The sequence below is a fragment of the Cardiobacterium sp. Marseille-Q4385 genome (assembly GCF_916618745.1).
Classification (GTDB): Bacteria; Pseudomonadota; Gammaproteobacteria; order Cardiobacteriales; family Cardiobacteriaceae; genus Cardiobacterium.
Genome location: NZ_OU745373.1, coordinates 751,329 through 767,408, shown reverse-complemented (window position 1 = coordinate 767,408; position 16,080 = coordinate 751,329). Strand labels below are relative to the sequence as shown.

The 16,080-nt window shown below is 47.2% G+C and carries 17 protein-coding genes and 1 pseudogene; 10 read left to right on the top strand and 8 right to left on the bottom strand.

The features are described 5' to 3' along the window. Window positions 1-25 precede the first annotated feature (25 nt). Together LG374_RS03590 and LG374_RS03585 are read right to left on the bottom strand one after the other, a co-directional pair. Complete coding sequence (locus LG374_RS03590; protein WP_225756432.1) at window positions 26-544, bottom strand: class I SAM-dependent methyltransferase; 519 nt, start codon at window positions 542-544, stop codon at window positions 26-28. Between the two features lie 244 nt (window positions 545-788). Further along, window positions 789-1,262 (bottom strand): Lrp/AsnC family transcriptional regulator, encoded by a 474-nt coding sequence (locus LG374_RS03585; RefSeq protein ID WP_225756431.1) that lies wholly within the window; start codon window positions 1,260-1,262, stop codon window positions 789-791. Between the two features lie 117 nt (window positions 1,263-1,379). On the opposite strand from LG374_RS03585, the gene leuA reads away from it, so the two are divergent. The 5 genes from leuA to rpsI all read left to right on the top strand — a co-directional run bounded on the left by leuA (window position 1,380) and on the right by rpsI (window position 5,358). Next, window positions 1,380-3,032 (top strand): 2-isopropylmalate synthase, encoded by a 1,653-nt coding sequence (leuA, locus tag LG374_RS03580; protein ID WP_225756430.1) that lies wholly within the window; start codon window positions 1,380-1,382, stop codon window positions 3,030-3,032. A 343-nt stretch (window positions 3,033-3,375) separates the two neighbouring features. Beyond that, entirely contained in the window at window positions 3,376-3,792 is a 417-nt protein-coding gene (locus LG374_RS12395; RefSeq protein ID WP_370639304.1) for a ComEA family DNA-binding protein, read from the top strand. A gap of 112 nt (window positions 3,793-3,904) precedes the next feature. Continuing rightward, window positions 3,905-4,030 carry a type B 50S ribosomal protein L36 gene (ykgO, locus tag LG374_RS03570; protein ID WP_083826208.1) on the top strand — a complete coding sequence of 42 codons (126 nt, stop codon included), beginning with the start codon at window positions 3,905-3,907 and terminating at the stop codon, window positions 4,028-4,030. 492 nt (window positions 4,031-4,522) lie between these two features. After that, window positions 4,523-4,954: a 50S ribosomal protein L13 gene (gene rplM / locus LG374_RS03565; RefSeq protein WP_225756429.1), complete on the top strand. Its 432-nt coding sequence runs from the start codon at window positions 4,523-4,525 to the stop codon at window positions 4,952-4,954. A 14-nt stretch (window positions 4,955-4,968) separates the two neighbouring features. Continuing rightward, window positions 4,969-5,358: a 30S ribosomal protein S9 gene (gene rpsI / locus LG374_RS03560; RefSeq protein WP_225756428.1), complete on the top strand. Its 390-nt coding sequence runs from the start codon at window positions 4,969-4,971 to the stop codon at window positions 5,356-5,358. A 262-nt stretch (window positions 5,359-5,620) separates the two neighbouring features. On the opposite strand, the pseudogene LG374_RS12485 reads toward rpsI, so the two are convergent. Then, window positions 5,621-5,731: pseudogene (locus tag LG374_RS12485) on the bottom strand (hypothetical protein); the annotation flags it as partial. A gap of 201 nt (window positions 5,732-5,932) precedes the next feature. Further along, window positions 5,933-6,583: a hypothetical protein gene (locus LG374_RS03555; protein WP_225756427.1), complete on the bottom strand. Its 651-nt coding sequence runs from the start codon at window positions 6,581-6,583 to the stop codon at window positions 5,933-5,935. Between the two features lie 66 nt (window positions 6,584-6,649). Between LG374_RS03555 and LG374_RS03550 the strand changes: the two genes are divergently transcribed. After that, on the top strand, window positions 6,650-6,886 hold the full coding sequence (locus LG374_RS03550) for a hypothetical protein (protein ID WP_225756426.1): 237 nt from the start codon (window positions 6,650-6,652) through the stop codon (window positions 6,884-6,886). 116 nt (window positions 6,887-7,002) lie between these two features. Here the strand turns inward: LG374_RS03550 and LG374_RS03545 are convergent, their stop codons facing one another. Both LG374_RS03545 and LG374_RS03540 read right to left on the bottom strand, forming a co-directional pair. Then, window positions 7,003-7,233, bottom strand: coding sequence for a hypothetical protein (locus tag LG374_RS03545; protein WP_225756425.1), 231 nt, complete (start codon window positions 7,231-7,233; stop codon window positions 7,003-7,005). A gap of 51 nt (window positions 7,234-7,284) precedes the next feature. Further along, window positions 7,285-7,443, bottom strand: coding sequence for a hypothetical protein (locus LG374_RS03540; RefSeq protein ID WP_225756424.1), 159 nt, complete (start codon window positions 7,441-7,443; stop codon window positions 7,285-7,287). Window positions 7,444-7,849: 406 nt separating this feature from the next. Between LG374_RS03540 and LG374_RS03535 the strand changes: the two genes are divergently transcribed. Both LG374_RS03535 and LG374_RS03530 read left to right on the top strand, forming a co-directional pair. Beyond that, window positions 7,850-8,506, top strand: a complete 657-nt coding sequence (locus tag LG374_RS03535; protein ID WP_225756423.1) for a hypothetical protein — start codon at window positions 7,850-7,852, stop codon at window positions 8,504-8,506. 72 nt (window positions 8,507-8,578) lie between these two features. Next, entirely contained in the window at window positions 8,579-13,777 is a 5,199-nt protein-coding gene (locus LG374_RS03530; protein WP_225756422.1) for a putative Ig domain-containing protein, read from the top strand. 211 nt (window positions 13,778-13,988) lie between these two features. On the opposite strand, the gene LG374_RS03525 is transcribed toward LG374_RS03530, so the two are convergent. Both LG374_RS03525 and LG374_RS03520 read right to left on the bottom strand, forming a co-directional pair. Beyond that, window positions 13,989-14,381, bottom strand: a complete 393-nt coding sequence (locus tag LG374_RS03525; RefSeq protein ID WP_225756421.1) for a hypothetical protein — start codon at window positions 14,379-14,381, stop codon at window positions 13,989-13,991. Between the two features lie 186 nt (window positions 14,382-14,567). After that, window positions 14,568-14,777 carry a hypothetical protein gene (locus LG374_RS03520; RefSeq protein WP_225756420.1) on the bottom strand — a complete coding sequence of 70 codons (210 nt, stop codon included), beginning with the start codon at window positions 14,775-14,777 and terminating at the stop codon, window positions 14,568-14,570. Window positions 14,778-14,843: 66 nt separating this feature from the next. Between LG374_RS03520 and LG374_RS03515 the strand changes: the two genes are divergently transcribed. Together LG374_RS03515 and LG374_RS03510 are read left to right on the top strand one after the other, a co-directional pair. Continuing rightward, on the top strand, window positions 14,844-15,080 hold the full coding sequence (locus tag LG374_RS03515; RefSeq protein ID WP_225756419.1) for a hypothetical protein: 237 nt from the start codon (window positions 14,844-14,846) through the stop codon (window positions 15,078-15,080). A gap of 74 nt (window positions 15,081-15,154) precedes the next feature. Continuing rightward, a protein-coding gene (locus tag LG374_RS03510; RefSeq protein ID WP_225756001.1) for an IS5 family transposase occupies window positions 15,155-15,947 on the top strand; the annotation gives its coding sequence in 2 pieces (ribosomal slippage) (window positions 15,155-15,418 and window positions 15,420-15,947; 792 coding nt in all). Window positions 15,948-16,080 lie beyond the last annotated feature (133 nt).

Here is a 16,080-nt window from a genome sequence, read left to right as displayed (position 1 = left end):
AACGGGAACGGCGGGGTTGGGGAGGCTAGGATTCTTGCCGCTTGCAGCGGTACAACCAAACATGCGCAGGCGGAAAGTTCAGCCAGGCATAGTTAACTTTTTCTGCCTGAATATCCGCTTCCGGCGGTAGATGCAGCGGCGAACGCTGACCGTAAGTGAACTGTACCAGCACGTTGGCGGGGTTTTCGCGTAGGGCGGTGAAAAATAGGGTTTCGATGCTGTGCGCAATTTCCTGCGGTAGCGAGCGGAAGGGTAGCGAGGAAACAATAGTTTTCGGCTGCGCATGCGCCCAAACGTCGAGTTGCTCAACGCCACCACGACGGATGGTGTTACCCTTGAAACGATCGCGCAGACGGCGGGCCAGGCGGGGATTGAGTTCATTGATAATCAGGCGCTCGCGGGGAAAATGCGCGACCAGTTCACGAGTAATCGCGCCAGTACCGGCCCCCGCTTCGATAATGATGCTTTCCGGATGCCCATAATCCTGAGCGGTGCGGCGCATGGCACGGGCGAGAGAACGGGAAGAGGGAATGATGCTGCCCATTCCTTTCGGATGTCGGATAAATTCGTAAGAAAATCCGGCCGTTTCCTTGACTAGATTGGCAATTCTTTTTTTCGGCATAGGCGACCTTTTAAATTCTTGAATTATGGCTGTGCCACGACGGCGTTAATGATACGCGGGCTACGACATTGAAGCTAGGCGCAGCGCGCGGCAAGCGGGATAACCATGCGGTTTTACCGCTGATGCTCACCCTTGGAAAATCTAGGCACTCTCTATTGTGAAGACATTAAGCCGGCGCTTGGCGATCAATGACATTGCGCATCTCAAAACTTGAATGCACATGCATCACGCCCGGAATGCGGCTTAACTTGCCAAGCAAGAATGATTCGAACGACTCCATGCCGCTGACCAGTACCTGCAACAAATAATCCTCAGCGCGACCAGTGACGATGCTCATCCGCACCACCTCGGGGAAAGATTTAACCGCTTCTTCAAAGGCGGCAAAGCGTTCCGGTGTGTGACTGTCCAAGGTGACGGCGATGAACACGCTCAAACCAAAACCAAGTGCATTGCGGTTGAGAACAGCGCGATAGCCTTCGATAATACCCGCCTCTTCTAAACGACGGACTCGCCGTGCGCACGGCGTTGGCGACAAATTCACCGCCTCAGCCAACGCAAGATTGTTAATACGGCCATTGACCGCGAGAATACGCAGGATCTTGCGATCCGTGTCATCTAGGGCAAAGTGATTTTCGCTCATAAAAATCCCTATGGTAGTGAAATTAGCTCATTATACTGACAAAGTGCGCGATAAAAAGTGAAAAACAACGACTGGTAGCTACTATAATGCGCGCACCATTCTCAAAGGACATTATCCATGAGCCGCTTCGACTATAAAAAATACCGCCCCTTTGCCTTTGCCCCTGCACTCCCCGACCGAACCTGGCCGGATAAAATCATCAACAAAGCCCCCATCTGGGTTAGTGTCGATTTGCGCGATGGCAACCAGGCACTCATCGACCCGATGACCATCGAACAAAAACTGCGCTACTTTCAGCTCCTCGTGGATTGCGGTTTCAAAGAAATCGAAATTGGCTTCCCCGCCGCCTCACAAATTGAATACGACTTCACCCGCCTGCTCATCGAAGGTGGCCACATCCCTGACGACGTGACCATTCAAGTGCTGGTACAGGCGCGCGAACACCTCATCGACCGCACCTTTGAATCCCTGCGCGGCGTCAGACGCGCCATCGTCCACGTTTATAACTCTACTTCGCGTGTGCAGCGGGAAAAAGTCTATGAAAAAAATCTGGCAGATATCACTGCCATAGCCGTCGCAGGCGCGACCCTGCTGCAAGAGCGCGCCACGTATTACCCGGAAAGCGAGTGGATCTTCGAATATTCGCCGGAAAGCTTCTCGCAGACTGAGCCCGATTTTGCCGTCGCCGTCTGCGAAGCTGTCTGCCAAGTGTGGCAACCGTGGGCGGGGCGCAAAGTCATCCTCAACCTGCCGCACACCGTTGAAGCCTGCACTCCGAATCTCTACGCCGACCAAATCGAATACTTCTGCCGTCACCTCAGCTGTCGCGAACACGTCACCATCAGCGTGCACACTCACAACGACCGGGGCTGTGCCGTCGCTGCCTCCGAACTCGCAGTAATGGCAGGGGCAGATCGTGTCGAAGGTACCCTGCTTGGCAACGGCGAACGCACCGGCAACATGGACATCATGATCATGGCGATGAACCTCTACTCACAGGGCATCGATCCTGGCCTGGATTTCAGCCGTATGAACGACATCGTGCGTATCGTCAGCGAATGCAACAACCTGCCCGTACACCCGCGTCATCCCTACATTGGCGAACTCGTCTTCACCGCCTTTTCCGGCTCGCATCAAGATGCCATCAAAAAATCGCTGGAAAAACCGCAAAACGGCATCTGGGATATCGCCTATCTGCCCATCGATCCGCTCGATATCGGCCGCAGCTATCAGGATGTTGTGCGCATCAACAGCCAGTCGGGCAAAGGCGGTGTTGCCTACATCCTTGCGCGCGACTACGGTCTGAACGTGCCCCGCTGGCTGCAAATTGACTTCGCGCAAAAAGTGCAGACAGAAAGCGAGCGCACCCAAAAAGAACTGAGTAGCCAAGACATCATCACTCTCTTTGAAAACAGTTACCTGTACGATAGCCCGCTACATCTCGATGACTACGCCATCCGCCGCATCGAGCGGCAAGAACACAGTCTCGAAGCAAGCCTCACCCGCACTGATGGCCGCGGCATCAGCCTCAAAGGCCATGGCGGTGGGGCAATGAGCGCCTTCATTGACGCCCTGCAACAACACAGCGGTAAAACCATCAGCGTTGCTAACTACGCCGAACACGCAATGAGCAAAAGCACCGACGCCCAGGCAGTCGCTTACGTCCAACTCATGATTGACGACGAACTGCGCACTGGGATCGCGTATAGCCAGGATACTGTCAGCGCCATGCTGCGCGCTACACTGGTTGCTGCGGGACAAATACTGTAAGCGGTGCGCTCGTAGCCTTAGGATTGGCAAGAACCTCAAAAAGAGCTCTACGCCCGTGCTTGCGTAACGAAGAACATGGAGGGTAAGATGCTAAACTTGTTTTTCGTACAGACCAGATTGGCGGTTGAGCCGGTGCGGTTATGCGTAAAAGCGTGGTAAGAGAGAACTTGCCTTACAACTAAGGAATGGCGGTCTGCTTTTCAGTGGAACACGATGTCCTTGCATGGATGGTAAAAAATACGTAAAATTAAAAAACGTCTCTTCGAATTTTTACTTAGGGTTTGCCTCTTCATAAAAAAGAGAGGAAGTCTCGTTTGTTTCAATCTTGTCCGAGGTCAAGGATATGAATAAAATTTGTAAAATACTGTTAGGGTTAATTGCTAGTTTGTCAACATGTGTATTTGCAGCGGTCAATATTAATACTGCCAATGTCGAAGAATTGCAGCAATTAAAAGGTATTGGAGCTAAGAAAGCAGCCGAGATTGTTGCTTATAGGGAAGCTCATGGTGAGTTTAAAAATGTTGATGAGCTAACAAATGTTAAGGGTATCGGTAAAGCCACCTTGGAAAAATTACGTCAGGAGCTTGTTGTTAAAAATGAGGCAGAAGCTAAAACTAAGGGTAAGGCTGAAGTAAAGGATAAATCCTCTGATGATAAACAAGTCCAGTCTGATGTTAATGCAGAAGAAACATCCAAAGATGCCATAGAACATAAGAAGAAAAGTGAAGAGAAGAAACGGTCAGAACATAAAAAACCATAAGGCACAATATTATTCTTTGTGATAAAAGGTTTTTTCACTTGGGTTTGACAATTTTATTGTGTTAAATAGCAATAATATTTGAATTGCATTGTAAAGAAATTAAGGAGTTTTTATGAAAATTGTATCTTCATTAAAATCGGCTAAAAATCGTAGTCGTGATTGTCAAGTGGTTAGACGACGTGGAAAGCTGTTTGTTATTTGTAAGACTGATAAGCGCTTAAAAGCACGTCAGCGCTAAAAATAAAATGCTCTCTATTAGAGAGTGAATAAAGAAATCAATCTGTTCAAAGCTCCTATGAATAGGAGCTTTGTTTGGAATGATAATTATGGATTTGATACGTTCACAACTGTATCAAGAAATAAAGCTACTTACTCAGCTCTTGAATGTAAGTGATGCAGAACTTTATAGCACGTGTTTCCATGTGTAGAGTGTAGAGTCGATATTTGGAATATGTTGCATACACATATGCGCCTAGATATTGGGTTTGGAAAAATAATTGTTTTACAAGAAAAATCAAAGGGTGCAAAAGAGACATGAGGATGGAGCAACGTAAGAGAGTGTCCATATAAAATATGGCGATGAATGATGTGATAATTATTACTTATGATAAAGAAAACCACCGCCTTAATAGGAGGGATGGTTTTATGTTGTATTCACCCCAAGATTGCTTGATAACAGAAGCTTGGGTATAATAGCCTTCTTTGATTTATCGTACGGAGAGTACTTTCAATGTTCAAAACTTATACTGCGAAACCTGATTCACTGACGCGTGAATGGTATTTGATTGATGCAACAGGAAAAACTTTAGGCAGACTTGCTAGTGAAATAGCTTTACGTTTACGAGGTAAGCATAAACCTGAATTTACACCAAATATGGATGTGGGTGATTATATTGTAGTTATTAATGCAGACAAGATAAATGTAAGCGGGAAGAAAAATAAAGATAAAGTTTACTATCGCCATACCGGCTATATAGGTAATTTAAAACACGCTAATTTTCATGATATGCAAATAAAAAGACCAGGTAAGGTGTTGGAAATTGCTGTTAAAGGTATGCTGCCTCGAGGACCACTTGGGAGATCTGTGTTAAATAAATTAAAAATTTATGCGGGTGAATCGCATAAACATGAAGCTCAGCAACCAATTAATTTGGAAATTTAAGAGGATTAAGTAATATGTTAGAACAATATTATGCTACCGGTCGCCGCAAAACCTCTGCTGCACGTGTTTTTCTTCGACGCGGGAACGGTAATATTATTATTAATAATAAGCCATTGCATGAATATTTTAGCCGGGAAACCGCTCGTATGGTTGTTTGTCAACCATTAGAGATGGTCGATGTAAAAAATAAATTTGATTTTTATATCACAGTGAATGGAGGCGGAGTTAGCGGGCAAGCAGGTGCCATTCGGCATGGCATTGCGCGAGCATTGCGTTCATATAATGAAGAACTACGAGCGCCATTACGTCAAGCTGGATTCTTAACTCGTGATGCTCGTAAGGTTGAAAGGAAAAAAGTAGGCTTGCACAAAGCACGTCGAGCAACCCAATTTTCCAAGCGCTAATTTTTTGTTTTTTTATGAAAAAGAGTTGGTGTTTTATTATACCAACTCTTTTTTGTATATATTGATGCATCAAAAGCACTTTAAAAGTGCTAGTTTCTTAAATATGCTCAGGATGAGACCTTTGCAAAACAGCTTTCTTACTCCATCATCCATTTCTCTTAATTTTTCTTCAATTCTCTAAATTTCCTAGATTCTGACATTGGTGTAAATTTCTGCCTTTCCTTTCTATTCTGTTACCAGTATCGTTCTATGGCTAATATACTTAATTATTCATACAGATATTAAATAATAGGTCAATATTATTTAATCGAAGTTTATTGCGAATAGATTTAATCCATGCCCATTTATGCTCGATTGGGTTTAAGTCAGGACTATAAGGTGGAAGCTATAATATCCTATGCCCATTCTTCTTTAATAAATCAGCTATCTCGCTGCTTTTATGAAAGGGGCTGTACTAGATAGCAGATATGTTACCCTCCAAAAATGAAGATAACACACTGCAAATTAAAGAAAAAAGGGCGCAATGGACAAATTTCATGCTTTTTTTGAGACGTTGCGCCCTAATGGACAAATTTCATGCTCTCCCCTCTATTTTTTTGCTGAAATAATCTTTTATAAACCGTAACTTCCTCTCCTTTTTCAAGCCCCGATGACACCGCAAAAGCTGCTTCATTTCGCTGAATTTCCCTTCCAGCAAATTGGTCGTATTCGGGATACCCGGGTCGGGAAAATGCTCGCAGGTAAACAACCATGGCAGATGCCGTTTCAGGCTGTTGTACGCGGCGCGCAGACGCTTACGCGTGTAGTGTGAGTGGCCTGTTTTCTCGTTCACACTGCGTTCGTTCAGGAAGGCGGCATACTGCTCGTACCAGCACTTGAGTGCCGCTTCAAACGCCGCCTGAGTGCTCTCCGTCAGGGTCAACAGGGCCCGTAGCGCCTGTGCTGCTGGGCTTTTAGGCTTCCTGGTCAGGTGGCGCACGATGATTTTTATTTGGTGAAATTGGCACATCTGCACGAGTATATCCAGGAACGAACCCAGCAAGCCGCTTTTGCCATCGCAGATAATGCTTTGTATCACAACGTCTCTTTCTTGCAGCGCTGCGACCTCTTGTCGGTAGCGCTCAATCGTCTCGTTCTTGACTTCGAGCACCGACAGCGCCCGCTTGCTGATCGCGTCATACAGCACCATGACGCCCCATTTTCGGCCGAAATAGGTGGTGTCCATGATGAGGTTCACGGGTGCCTGTGGCAGCGCGCATTCGCCCTGTGTAGCGGCTTTGCTGAGGTGGCGATGGATCGTTTTGATGCTGCATCCGTACTGCGCGGCAAGCTGTGCGGCGCTTTGCTTGCCTTCGCTGTAGCGCTGCCAAAGGGTGTTGGGATTAAGGCGTTGGCCCCCTATGAATTGGCGCTTACAGGAGCCGCAATGGTATTGCTGTTTCCCGTTGTCACGATGCCCGTTTTTCTTGACCTGTTTGGAGCCGCAGAAAAAGCATTTTTTGTGTTCAAAGGTTTTGACCTCGCGTAAAGCCTTGCAGCGTAAGGGCTACAGCGATTTTTAGCATGAAATTTGTCCATTACGCCGCGGTTTACCGCGCTTCAGTGCACTAAAAAATTTGCTTTTTTGAGATTTTGAACAGGTTCTTAGAGAAAGGCATCCAGCACGTTGTTGAGCAGGGCAAAGCCGCGTTCGCTGGTTTTCAGGTGCTGTTCGATGTCGGCTTCTATCAGCCCTTGCGCGATGAACTGCGTCAGCGTTGCCCGCAGTTCGTCCAGGGTCAGCGCGCTGCGCTCGTGCAGATAGGCGGTTGGCACGCCGTCTTTCAGGCGCAGGGCGTTCATCATGAATTCAAATACCTGTTCGTCGCGCGGCACGGTGAAGCGCTGGTCGCGGTAGGGGCTGTCGCCCGCGCCCGCCGCTTTTTGCTACGCCCCCGGCGCGCGGTATTTGCTGCTGCGGCTGATGCTGCCGTCGCGCGTCTGTTTGCCGTGCGCGCCGGCGCCGATGCCGGGGTAGTCGGCGAATTTCGCCTGTTCAAAGGTGCCGGGGTTGGCTTCCAAGGTGATTTCGCAGCTGTCCGGCAAGGGGCTTAGCGGTTGATGCCGTCGAGCAGCGCGTCAAAGGCGGCACCGCGCAACAGGCTGGGCGTGCCGCCGCCGATGAAGATGGTTTCAATCGGGCGCAGGTCGAGGTCGTGCGCGAGGCCGGCTCGTCGTTGGCTTCATCGACTACCGGGAAGAGGGCGCGGCAGGTGCGCAGGATGACGATGCAGGCGAGGAGCGGCGGCAGTAGTTCATGAGAATTATTATAGTGGGAATAATTCCTGGAATGATGATATATTTTTGGGAAGACATGGATAATGATGACGAACGGAAATATGGACAGACGGATTTCTAGCTGTCACGCAGAATGGCGACAGGCACGCCAATAAAGGTATTCTTGGTGAAGGTGCAAATATGATATTTGCTGGATTACGGCAGGAGGAATTCCATGAAACTGAACGAATATGTTGAAGTGAGGCCGCCCCGGTCGCAGCAATACTATAACCGGGTTTATTTGGGGCTGATCGCCGGGCTGGTCTTGGTCGTTTTTGTTCTGTTCCCCAAAAGAGGCATGGAATTCAAGCGGTATTTGAGCTTTGACCAGCAAAAAGGAGACGTCATTTATGTCAAAAGCAGCTCAAGAATACCCAGTAGGGCATCGCGGACGGACTCGGCAGAAGCCAAGAAGCAATATCCCGTCTTTCCGTCTATGACGATTGTAATCAATGGCAAAAACTGGTATTGCCAGTGCTATTTTAATCACTGCTACAGCCGGGATTATTTTAGTAACCCGCCGAACAGCAGGATTCCTGATGATCCTGCAAGGAACCGCCGTACGGCCTTGATAGAAAGCATAGAGGTTTTGCAAACCAACCGGCATCGGTATTGTGTAGTCAGCAAAATGCGCTATTTGGGAGAGGATTATGATTTAAATACGGCATATAACGGTCATGGCAAAATGTTTCTGCAAGATGAGTATTTAAGAGATGTTGAGCCAATGCAATATGTAGAGTATAGAGTTATTGCCTATACAGTTTTCATAATATCTTTATTATTATCTTTTATTTCTAACTTAATCAGTATTAAGAAAACTAAAGAGGAGTAGTAAATGGCTAACTAAGCATCTATATATATTATTTTTAAAAGAGACAAGCTACCTCACGATGTCAATTCTATTGTGGGGGCTTCTGTCAGTTACACTGATTACTCTGGTGGAAATAATTCTCTTGGAACTGTCGCAGCAGTACAAACAATATCTGAATTAGCCGCCGCTACTACAAAAACGGGGAGTGATATATATAAAGGTGCTAATTTAATTAGTGGATTAGCATCAGAAGTATATGTTTTTATAAAAATAAAAGATATAGTGTGGGACAATAAAGAGCTAACTACATTAGGAAACGGATTAGATTTAGCGGATTTAAATACCTTTATATCTGGTGGTGTAACTCTTGCCGGACTATTTATTGATAGTGCCGTAATAGAAACGGCTGGTCTTATTCTCGCTCCATTGGGTGGCGCACTATATCTGTATAATTCAGATGTAAACCATGAAAAAATTACTGGGGAAAAAATTTATTATCGTTATGAAAAAACTGCGATGTTCGGCTTTACCAACGATTTGTGGGATACAGTAGATCTTAATACGTATGAATCCATGAATATCGGTTTGGGCGGTGCACAAATCCTGCGTTGGGTCATTTCAGCGATTGAGGATTTTAAGCCTGTAAGCCCTGAGCATAGATTTATTACAGGAATACACTCCAATAACTACAAAGACATGGCACTAGACTATATCTATGGAGAAAAAACTTACGCGGGTAATGCAGGACTTCGTACTCCAACGGGAGACGTAATTTTAAGAGATTATCAGATTAAATTTATTGATAGATTTCCTGATGCATTGCTTGAGCAGTTAAAAATATGGGAGGCAAATGGTGAGGCTGATAAAGTATCTGCTTACATTCATGCATTGGAGCAGATAAATCCGGTTGTTGTGATTAATCCCAAAAAGCCGATTGTTGCGAAAACTATTGATGACGCCGGTGAGGATTGGATCAAGCTGAGAACCTGGATGGTATGGGAATATATGCTTAATCGTGCAATAGATTACCATGAAGACAAGAATGAGAAACTGGGTTTAAGCCTCAAAAAACTTAAAATATTCAATTTGCCTTATGCAGCTTTTCTAGAGCTGGGAGAAGTTGCAGGTAATGAGTTCTATAAAGTGGCTGATAACATTGTCAATCATCAATCCAAGAAATTCTACAAGGAACTCATCGAAAAGGTGCTCGTCATGCGCAGCCAATTTGGGTTGGGTATTGATGATCTGCTATATATAGAAGACCATGTTTCTGATCAATCTTTCAAGCAACTTATGGGCAAGCCGGGAAATATTCACAAGTTAGTGTTTGCTGCCGATTCTGCCGATGACAGTATATCAGGAGATAATGCCTCAGATATACTTGTTGCCAGTAACAAGGGGAGTATCCTAAATGGTGAAGGTGGAAATGACAAATTATTTGGCGGCAAAGGCGATGATCAACTTAATGGCGGAAGTGGGGATGACATCCTACTTGGAAAAAAAGGAGATGATCACCTTAATGGCGGTGGTGGACGAAATTTATTACAGGGGGATGATGGTCGCGATTTCTATTATTTCAACACGGCCGACGGCGATTTTGACGACACCATTATTGACAGCGACGGTAAAGGCCAGCTCATTATTGATGGAGAATCTTTGTTGGGTCATTTCTTTGACCCCAAGGAGGGCGCGGCAAATGTCTGGACAGCGAAGATTGGAGATTATGACTGGCAGGCGGTATTGACTGACAACGGCGATCTCATTCTGCACACATTGCAGGGTAATCATCGAATTACCATTCCTGGTTGGAAAGCGATGGGCGATAGGGGACTGGAAATTATTCTGCGGGAATATAATTCCACGATTGATCCTTCCGTAAATATGACTTTATTGGGTGATTGGCGTACCCGAATTATGGGTGAGGAATATATCCCGGACAATGTGGAGCGGAAATACTACGGTCAATATGACTGGAACCACTGGTATAAACGTAATCCGGATGGTGCCATTGATACGCCACATGGCGTTTACGAGAAGGATTTTGATGATGTCATTAACGGTATGAGAACCAAAGTAAACAAGCTGAAAATTTATGGTTTTAGTGGAGATGATGCCTTGGGCGGTAGCGAAGGTAACGATTATATTTATGGCGGAGAAGGCCGTGACCTGATCGCGGGTGCTGGTGGTAAAGATTTACTGGATGGTGGCGCTGGAGATGATTTTATTTATTCCAATAGTCGTTTGTATGCGTCAGAGCGTATTCTCCCGAATGAACGCTGGAAGATGCCAGATAATGGTATAGAGGAGATATTTGCCGGACGAACATGGGGCGTTTATAAAATATCCGCCGGAAAAGGGCGTATTTCCGGTATTTACCAGCAAACGGATGATACCGGCGATGAAGGAGACAGTCTTTTTGGCGGCAGTGGCAACGACCGGATATATGGTAGCAATTTGGGCGATTATATTTATGGTGACCGTAATCACGATATGACTTTACCCCAAATAGAACAACATGGTAATGATGACATTGCCGGCTTGGGCGGAGACGATATTATTGAAGGGAACGGTGGCGATGATACTATTTATGGTGATGGTTATACTCAGATTGATGATATAAAGTATGTAAACCCAAAAAATCATGGTCAGGATACACTAGCGGGTGGCTATGGAAACGACGATATTATTGGTGGTGGCAATGATGACACTATTTATGGTGGAGCTGGTGATGATAGGTTATATGGAGATCAAGGAATAGGTATTTTTTCCGCATCAGAAGTGGATTATTTATCTAATGAGTTTCAGGGCGTGGATAGTATTTATGGCGACTCCGGCAACGATACAATCATGGGAGGAGGAAATGGGGACAGATTACACGGCGGAGCCGGAAATGATCGAATCTGGGGAGACTACGGCACGCCTGAAGCTACCAGTCGCGCTTTTGGTAACGATAAGATTTGGGGGGATGAAGGCGAAGATGAAATTAATGGTGGATATGGCATAGATACAATATATGGCGGTGCGCATAATGACATTTTGCGTGGAGGCGCAGGCGTGGATTATCTTTACGGAGATGATGGAAATGATGATATGTATGGTGATGGTGATTATTGTCCACCAGAGCTGGAAGATATGGATTATATGGAAGGGGGCAGTGGCAATGATGCCATGTCTGGCTGTGGTGGTGATGGTGATGAATTACACGGCGGAGATGGCAATGATAAACTTTATGGTAAATTAAGTTATGACAAAGGTGATGATGGGGTTAACCATTTATTTGGTGAGAAAGGGGAAGATCTCCTAATTGGAGCTGGTAATACTGATTATATTTATGGCGGTGAAGATAACGACCTAATTACCGGTTTTGCCGGCGATGACTGGTTATATGGTGAAGAAGGCGATGATCGTATCTATGGTGATGAAGGCCAGTCTTCATGGGGAAATCCTTATGTCATTACCGGCGTCGATCATATTTATGGTGGTGCCGGCAATGATTACCTTGATGGCGGTAATGGCGACGATTGGGTTTATGGCGACGAAGGCGACGATATTGTATTGGGCTATTTCGGCGATGATCATATTTTTGGCGGCGATGGCAATGATGATGTTGCCGGGGGCGCGGGTGATGATTATGTTTATGGAGACGATGGCAATGATATTGTGCGGGGTGATTGGCCGGTAGCTTCCCTGGATGCTGACCCCAATGCCGGTGGCGCGGATCATCTTTTTGGTGGCCGTGGCGATGACCAGATGGATGGCGGTTATGGCGATGACGAGCTGCATGGTGATGAGGGCAATGATTTGCTCTATGCCAATGCGGGGAATGACACGCTTTTGGGTGGTGAAGGGAATGATGCATTGTATGGTGTCAGCGGTACCAACCGGCTCTTTGGTGACGAAGGGAATGATATTCTGCGCAGCGGCACCGGCGATGATTATCTGAATGGCGGTTTGGGTAATGACGTTTATTATTTCAAACGCGATTTTGGTCATGACGTTATCGACAATAATGATCGTCTCAAGGGTCGCTTTGATTATATTCATTTTCTAGAAACACGGCGCGATGAAGTAGAAATTTTGCGCGAGAATGATAATTTGGTTATCCGTACACTGGATGGTGCGCACCAGGTGACAGTATTCAAGCATTTTTCGGAATCCGAGCCTTGGCATTTTATTAACGCCATCCGTTTTGCCGATGATGGCAGTTGGCATCCACCACATCACCTTGTCAACCACCCGCCTGAAGTAGTGCGGCCTTTGGATAATCTCGCAGTCAAGGCGGATAGCGATATTGGCGGGCAGATTGCGCTCGATGCTATCAGTGACCCGGATCGCGAGCCGCTGACGTATCAATTGACGATGTCAGATGGCATTGCGCTGCCGGAGTGGCTGCAATTCGATGCGCAGACCGGCGCGATTAGTGGTCATGCTCCAGCGGACAGCAGCCTGCTGCATTTGCGTCTGACCGGAACGGATCACGCCGGGGCAAGCGCCTTTACGGATTTCTCCTTGCAGGTCAATGCCGCACCGAAAGTGGCGCATTCGCTTGAACCTCATCGCGCCGTGGAAGGGCAGGATTTCAGTTTCCAATTGCCGTCTGATACGTTTGTTGACCCGGAAAGTGATCCGCTCAATTTACAGTTGCTGCAGAGCAATGGCGAGGCATTACCCGATTGGCTACATTTTGATGCGGAGAGCGGTACGGTTTCTGGTAATGCTCCGGTGGAGACGCCGGATTTGTCGCTGTCGCTGATTGCCACAGACCCACTCGGTAATCAGGCTCACGCTAATTTTTCGCTGGCTTTAACCGAGCCGCCGCAAACGGTGAAAACCTCATGGCGTGGCGGTACGATACATGGCAAGGATGGTGATGATCATCTTGTTGGCAGTAACTTCAATGACCGTTTGTATGGCGAAGATGGCAACGATTATTTGAAGGCAAAATTCGGTAATGATGTGCTGGATGGCGGTAAAGGCAATGACCGTATGGAAGGCGATTGGGGCAATGACGAATACCGCTATCGTGCAGGTGATGGCCATGACACGATCCATGATAGTCAAGGCAAGGACACTCTGATTCTTGACGGTATCCGTCAGAGTGATACCCGCTTTCTGCTGCGCGGCAAAGATTTGCTGCTGGAATTTCACAATGGCGACGGTTCGATTGTGATTGAAAATCATGCGGGTAGCGGTCGCATGGAGCATTTCCGTTTCGCTGATGCGAATTTGGATCATCGTGCGGTGGATGATTTGTTGCGGCAACTGGGCAATAACCAGCATGGCGTGATTTGATGGTAATGCTAATTTTTGTATCACACCAATCCTCTCCCACAGGAAGAGGGGCTTTTCAGATTCGTGCATTAACACTGGTTTTTCACAAAATCGTCGTTTAGAAAGAATCTTATTTTGGAAAAGCCATTTATAACAATCTAGGCGTAATGGACAAATTTCATGCTTTTTTTGAGACGTTGCGCCCTAATGGACAAATTTCATGCTCTCCCCTCTATTTTTTGCTGAAATAATCTTTTATAAACCGTAACTTCCTCTCCTTTTTCAAGCCCCGATGACACCGCAAAAGCTGCTTCATTTCGCTGAATTTCCCTTCCAGCAAATTGGTCGCATTCGGGATACCTAGGTCGGGAAAATGCTCGCAGGTAAACAACCATGGCAGATGCCGTTTCAGGCTGTTGTACGCGGCGCGCAGACGCTTATGCGTGTAGTGTGAGTGGCCTGTTTTCTCGTTCACACTGCGTTCGTTCAGGAAGGCGGCGTACTGCTCGTACCAGCGCTTGAGCGCCGCTTCAAACGCCGCCTGAGTAGTCTCCGTCAGGGTCAATGACAGGGCCCGCAGCGCCTGTGCCGCCGGGCTTTTAGGCTTTCTGGTCAGGTGGCGCACGATGATTTTTATTTGGTGAAATTGGCACATCTGCACGGGTATAGTTGAATCGCTTGGGAATAGTAACAACGAGAAAAAACAGTAGGCTAAAGCCTAGCCTAAACCAGCCCAGTATTTTTACCGCTTAGCGTTTTTTATAGTGCAAAGATAAGTCCTGGTTACTGATATCCTTTTTCTGGGTTTTGACTATATATCCAGGAACGAACCCAGTAAGCCGCTTTTGCCATCGCAGATAATGCTTTGTATCACAACGTCTCTTTCTTGCAGCGCTGCGACCTCTTGTCGGTAGCGCTCAATCGTCTCGTTCTTGACTTCGAGCACCGACAGCGCTCGCTTGCTGATCGCGTCATACAGCACCATGACGCCCCATTTTCGGCCGAAATAGGTGGTGTCCATGATGAGGTTCACGGGTGCCTGTGGCAGCGCGCATTCGCCCTGTGTAGCGGCTTTGCTGAGGTGGCGATGGATCGTTTTGATGCTGCATCCGTACTGCGCGGCAAGCTGTGCGGCGCTTTGCTTGCCTTCGCTGTATCGCTGCCAAAGGGTGTTGGGATTAAGGCGTTGGCCCCCTATGAATTGGCGCTTACAGGAGCCGCAATGGTATTGCTGTTTCCCGTTGTCACGATGCCCGTTTTTCTTGACCTGTTTGGAACCGCAGAAAAAGCATTTTTTGTGTTCAAAGGTTTTAACCTCGCGTAAAGTCTTGCAGCGTAAGGGCTACAGCGATTCTTAGAACGTGTTCATTGTCTCAGCCTCTGCTGTAAACTATCGGCATGAACAGAAAAACCTACCCAAGCGATATCAGTCGCGAGCAATTTGCGCCTCTCCTCCCCCTGCTGGAAAGTGCCCGTAAACGCACAGCGCCACGTCAGGTGGACTTGTACGATGTCTTTTGTGCCATTCTCTATCTGCAACGCACTGGCTGCTCCTGGCGCGCTTTGCCGGGCGATTTCCCCAAATGGCGCACCGTGCATTCCTACTTCCAGAGATGGACTGAGCCACGCGAGAGTGGCATCAGCATCCTTGAGGAAGCATTAAAAAAATCAGGTAGTTGCGGAGCGCCGCAAGCAGGGGCATCATGAAGCAACCACTTTCCTGATTATTGATGCGCAGAGTGTGAAGAACACGGATACCGCCATGGAAAAAGGCTACGATGCGGGCAAGAAGGTTAGCGGTATCAAGCGGCATATAGCGGTTGACACGCAGGGTTTGCCGCATGCGCTTGCGGTAACGACGGCGGATGTTACGGATAGAAAAGGCTGCCTGCTAGCATTGGAACGTGGGCGGGATAATCTTGGGGCGGTACAAAAAATCCTTGCTGACGGTGGTTACACGGGTAAGGCATTTGCTTCGTCAGTACAGGAGTTGATTGGTGCGGAGGTAGAGATTGCCAAACGAAACGAATTACACCGCTTTGCGGTATTGCCAAAGCGATGGGTAGTCGAGCGCAGTTTTTCCTGGTTGGAAAAGAACAGACGGCTTTGGAAAAACTGCGAGCGTAAGTTGAGTACCAGTCTGCAAATGGTAGCTTTGGCTTTCTTGGGAGTCCTGCTACGAAGACTATGAACACGCTCTTAGGACTAGATTATTGGGTAAGAAGCACGGCCTTGAACATGGCGAGTAGCGGGTAGCGGGGCATTCATCGTGTGAGCGATTTCGTTTTTGTTCTGATGCAACTGCTCTTCTATGACTCCCCAGT

What these genes read in the sequence shown, in the direction of transcription:
- LG374_RS03590 (WP_225756432.1), bottom strand. Translation starts at nt 544, where the DNA reads ATGGGCAGCATCATTCCCTCTTCCCGTTCTCTCGCCCGTGCCATGCGC.
- LG374_RS03585 (WP_225756431.1), bottom strand. Translation starts at nt 1,262, where the DNA reads ATGAGCGAAAATCACTTTGCCCTAGATGACACGGATCGCAAGATCCTG.
- leuA (WP_225756430.1), top strand. Translation starts at nt 1,380, where the DNA reads ATGAGCCGCTTCGACTATAAAAAATACCGCCCCTTTGCCTTTGCCCCT.
- LG374_RS12395 (WP_370639304.1), top strand. Translation starts at nt 3,376, where the DNA reads ATGAATAAAATTTGTAAAATACTGTTAGGGTTAATTGCTAGTTTGTCA.
- ykgO (WP_083826208.1), top strand. Translation starts at nt 3,905, where the DNA reads ATGAAAATTGTATCTTCATTAAAATCGGCTAAAAATCGTAGTCGTGAT.
- rplM (WP_225756429.1), top strand. Translation starts at nt 4,523, where the DNA reads ATGTTCAAAACTTATACTGCGAAACCTGATTCACTGACGCGTGAATGG.
- rpsI (WP_225756428.1), top strand. Translation starts at nt 4,969, where the DNA reads ATGTTAGAACAATATTATGCTACCGGTCGCCGCAAAACCTCTGCTGCA.
- LG374_RS03555 (WP_225756427.1), bottom strand. Translation starts at nt 6,583, where the DNA reads ATGGACACCACCTATTTCGGCCGAAAATGGGGCGTCATGGTGCTGTAT.
- LG374_RS03550 (WP_225756426.1), top strand. Translation starts at nt 6,650, where the DNA reads ATGGATCGTTTTGATGCTGCATCCGTACTGCGCGGCAAGCTGTGCGGC.
- LG374_RS03535 (WP_225756423.1), top strand. Translation starts at nt 7,850, where the DNA reads ATGAAACTGAACGAATATGTTGAAGTGAGGCCGCCCCGGTCGCAGCAA.
- LG374_RS03520 (WP_225756420.1), bottom strand. Translation starts at nt 14,777, where the DNA reads ATGGACACCACCTATTTCGGCCGAAAATGGGGCGTCATGGTGCTGTAT.
- LG374_RS03515 (WP_225756419.1), top strand. Translation starts at nt 14,844, where the DNA reads ATGGATCGTTTTGATGCTGCATCCGTACTGCGCGGCAAGCTGTGCGGC.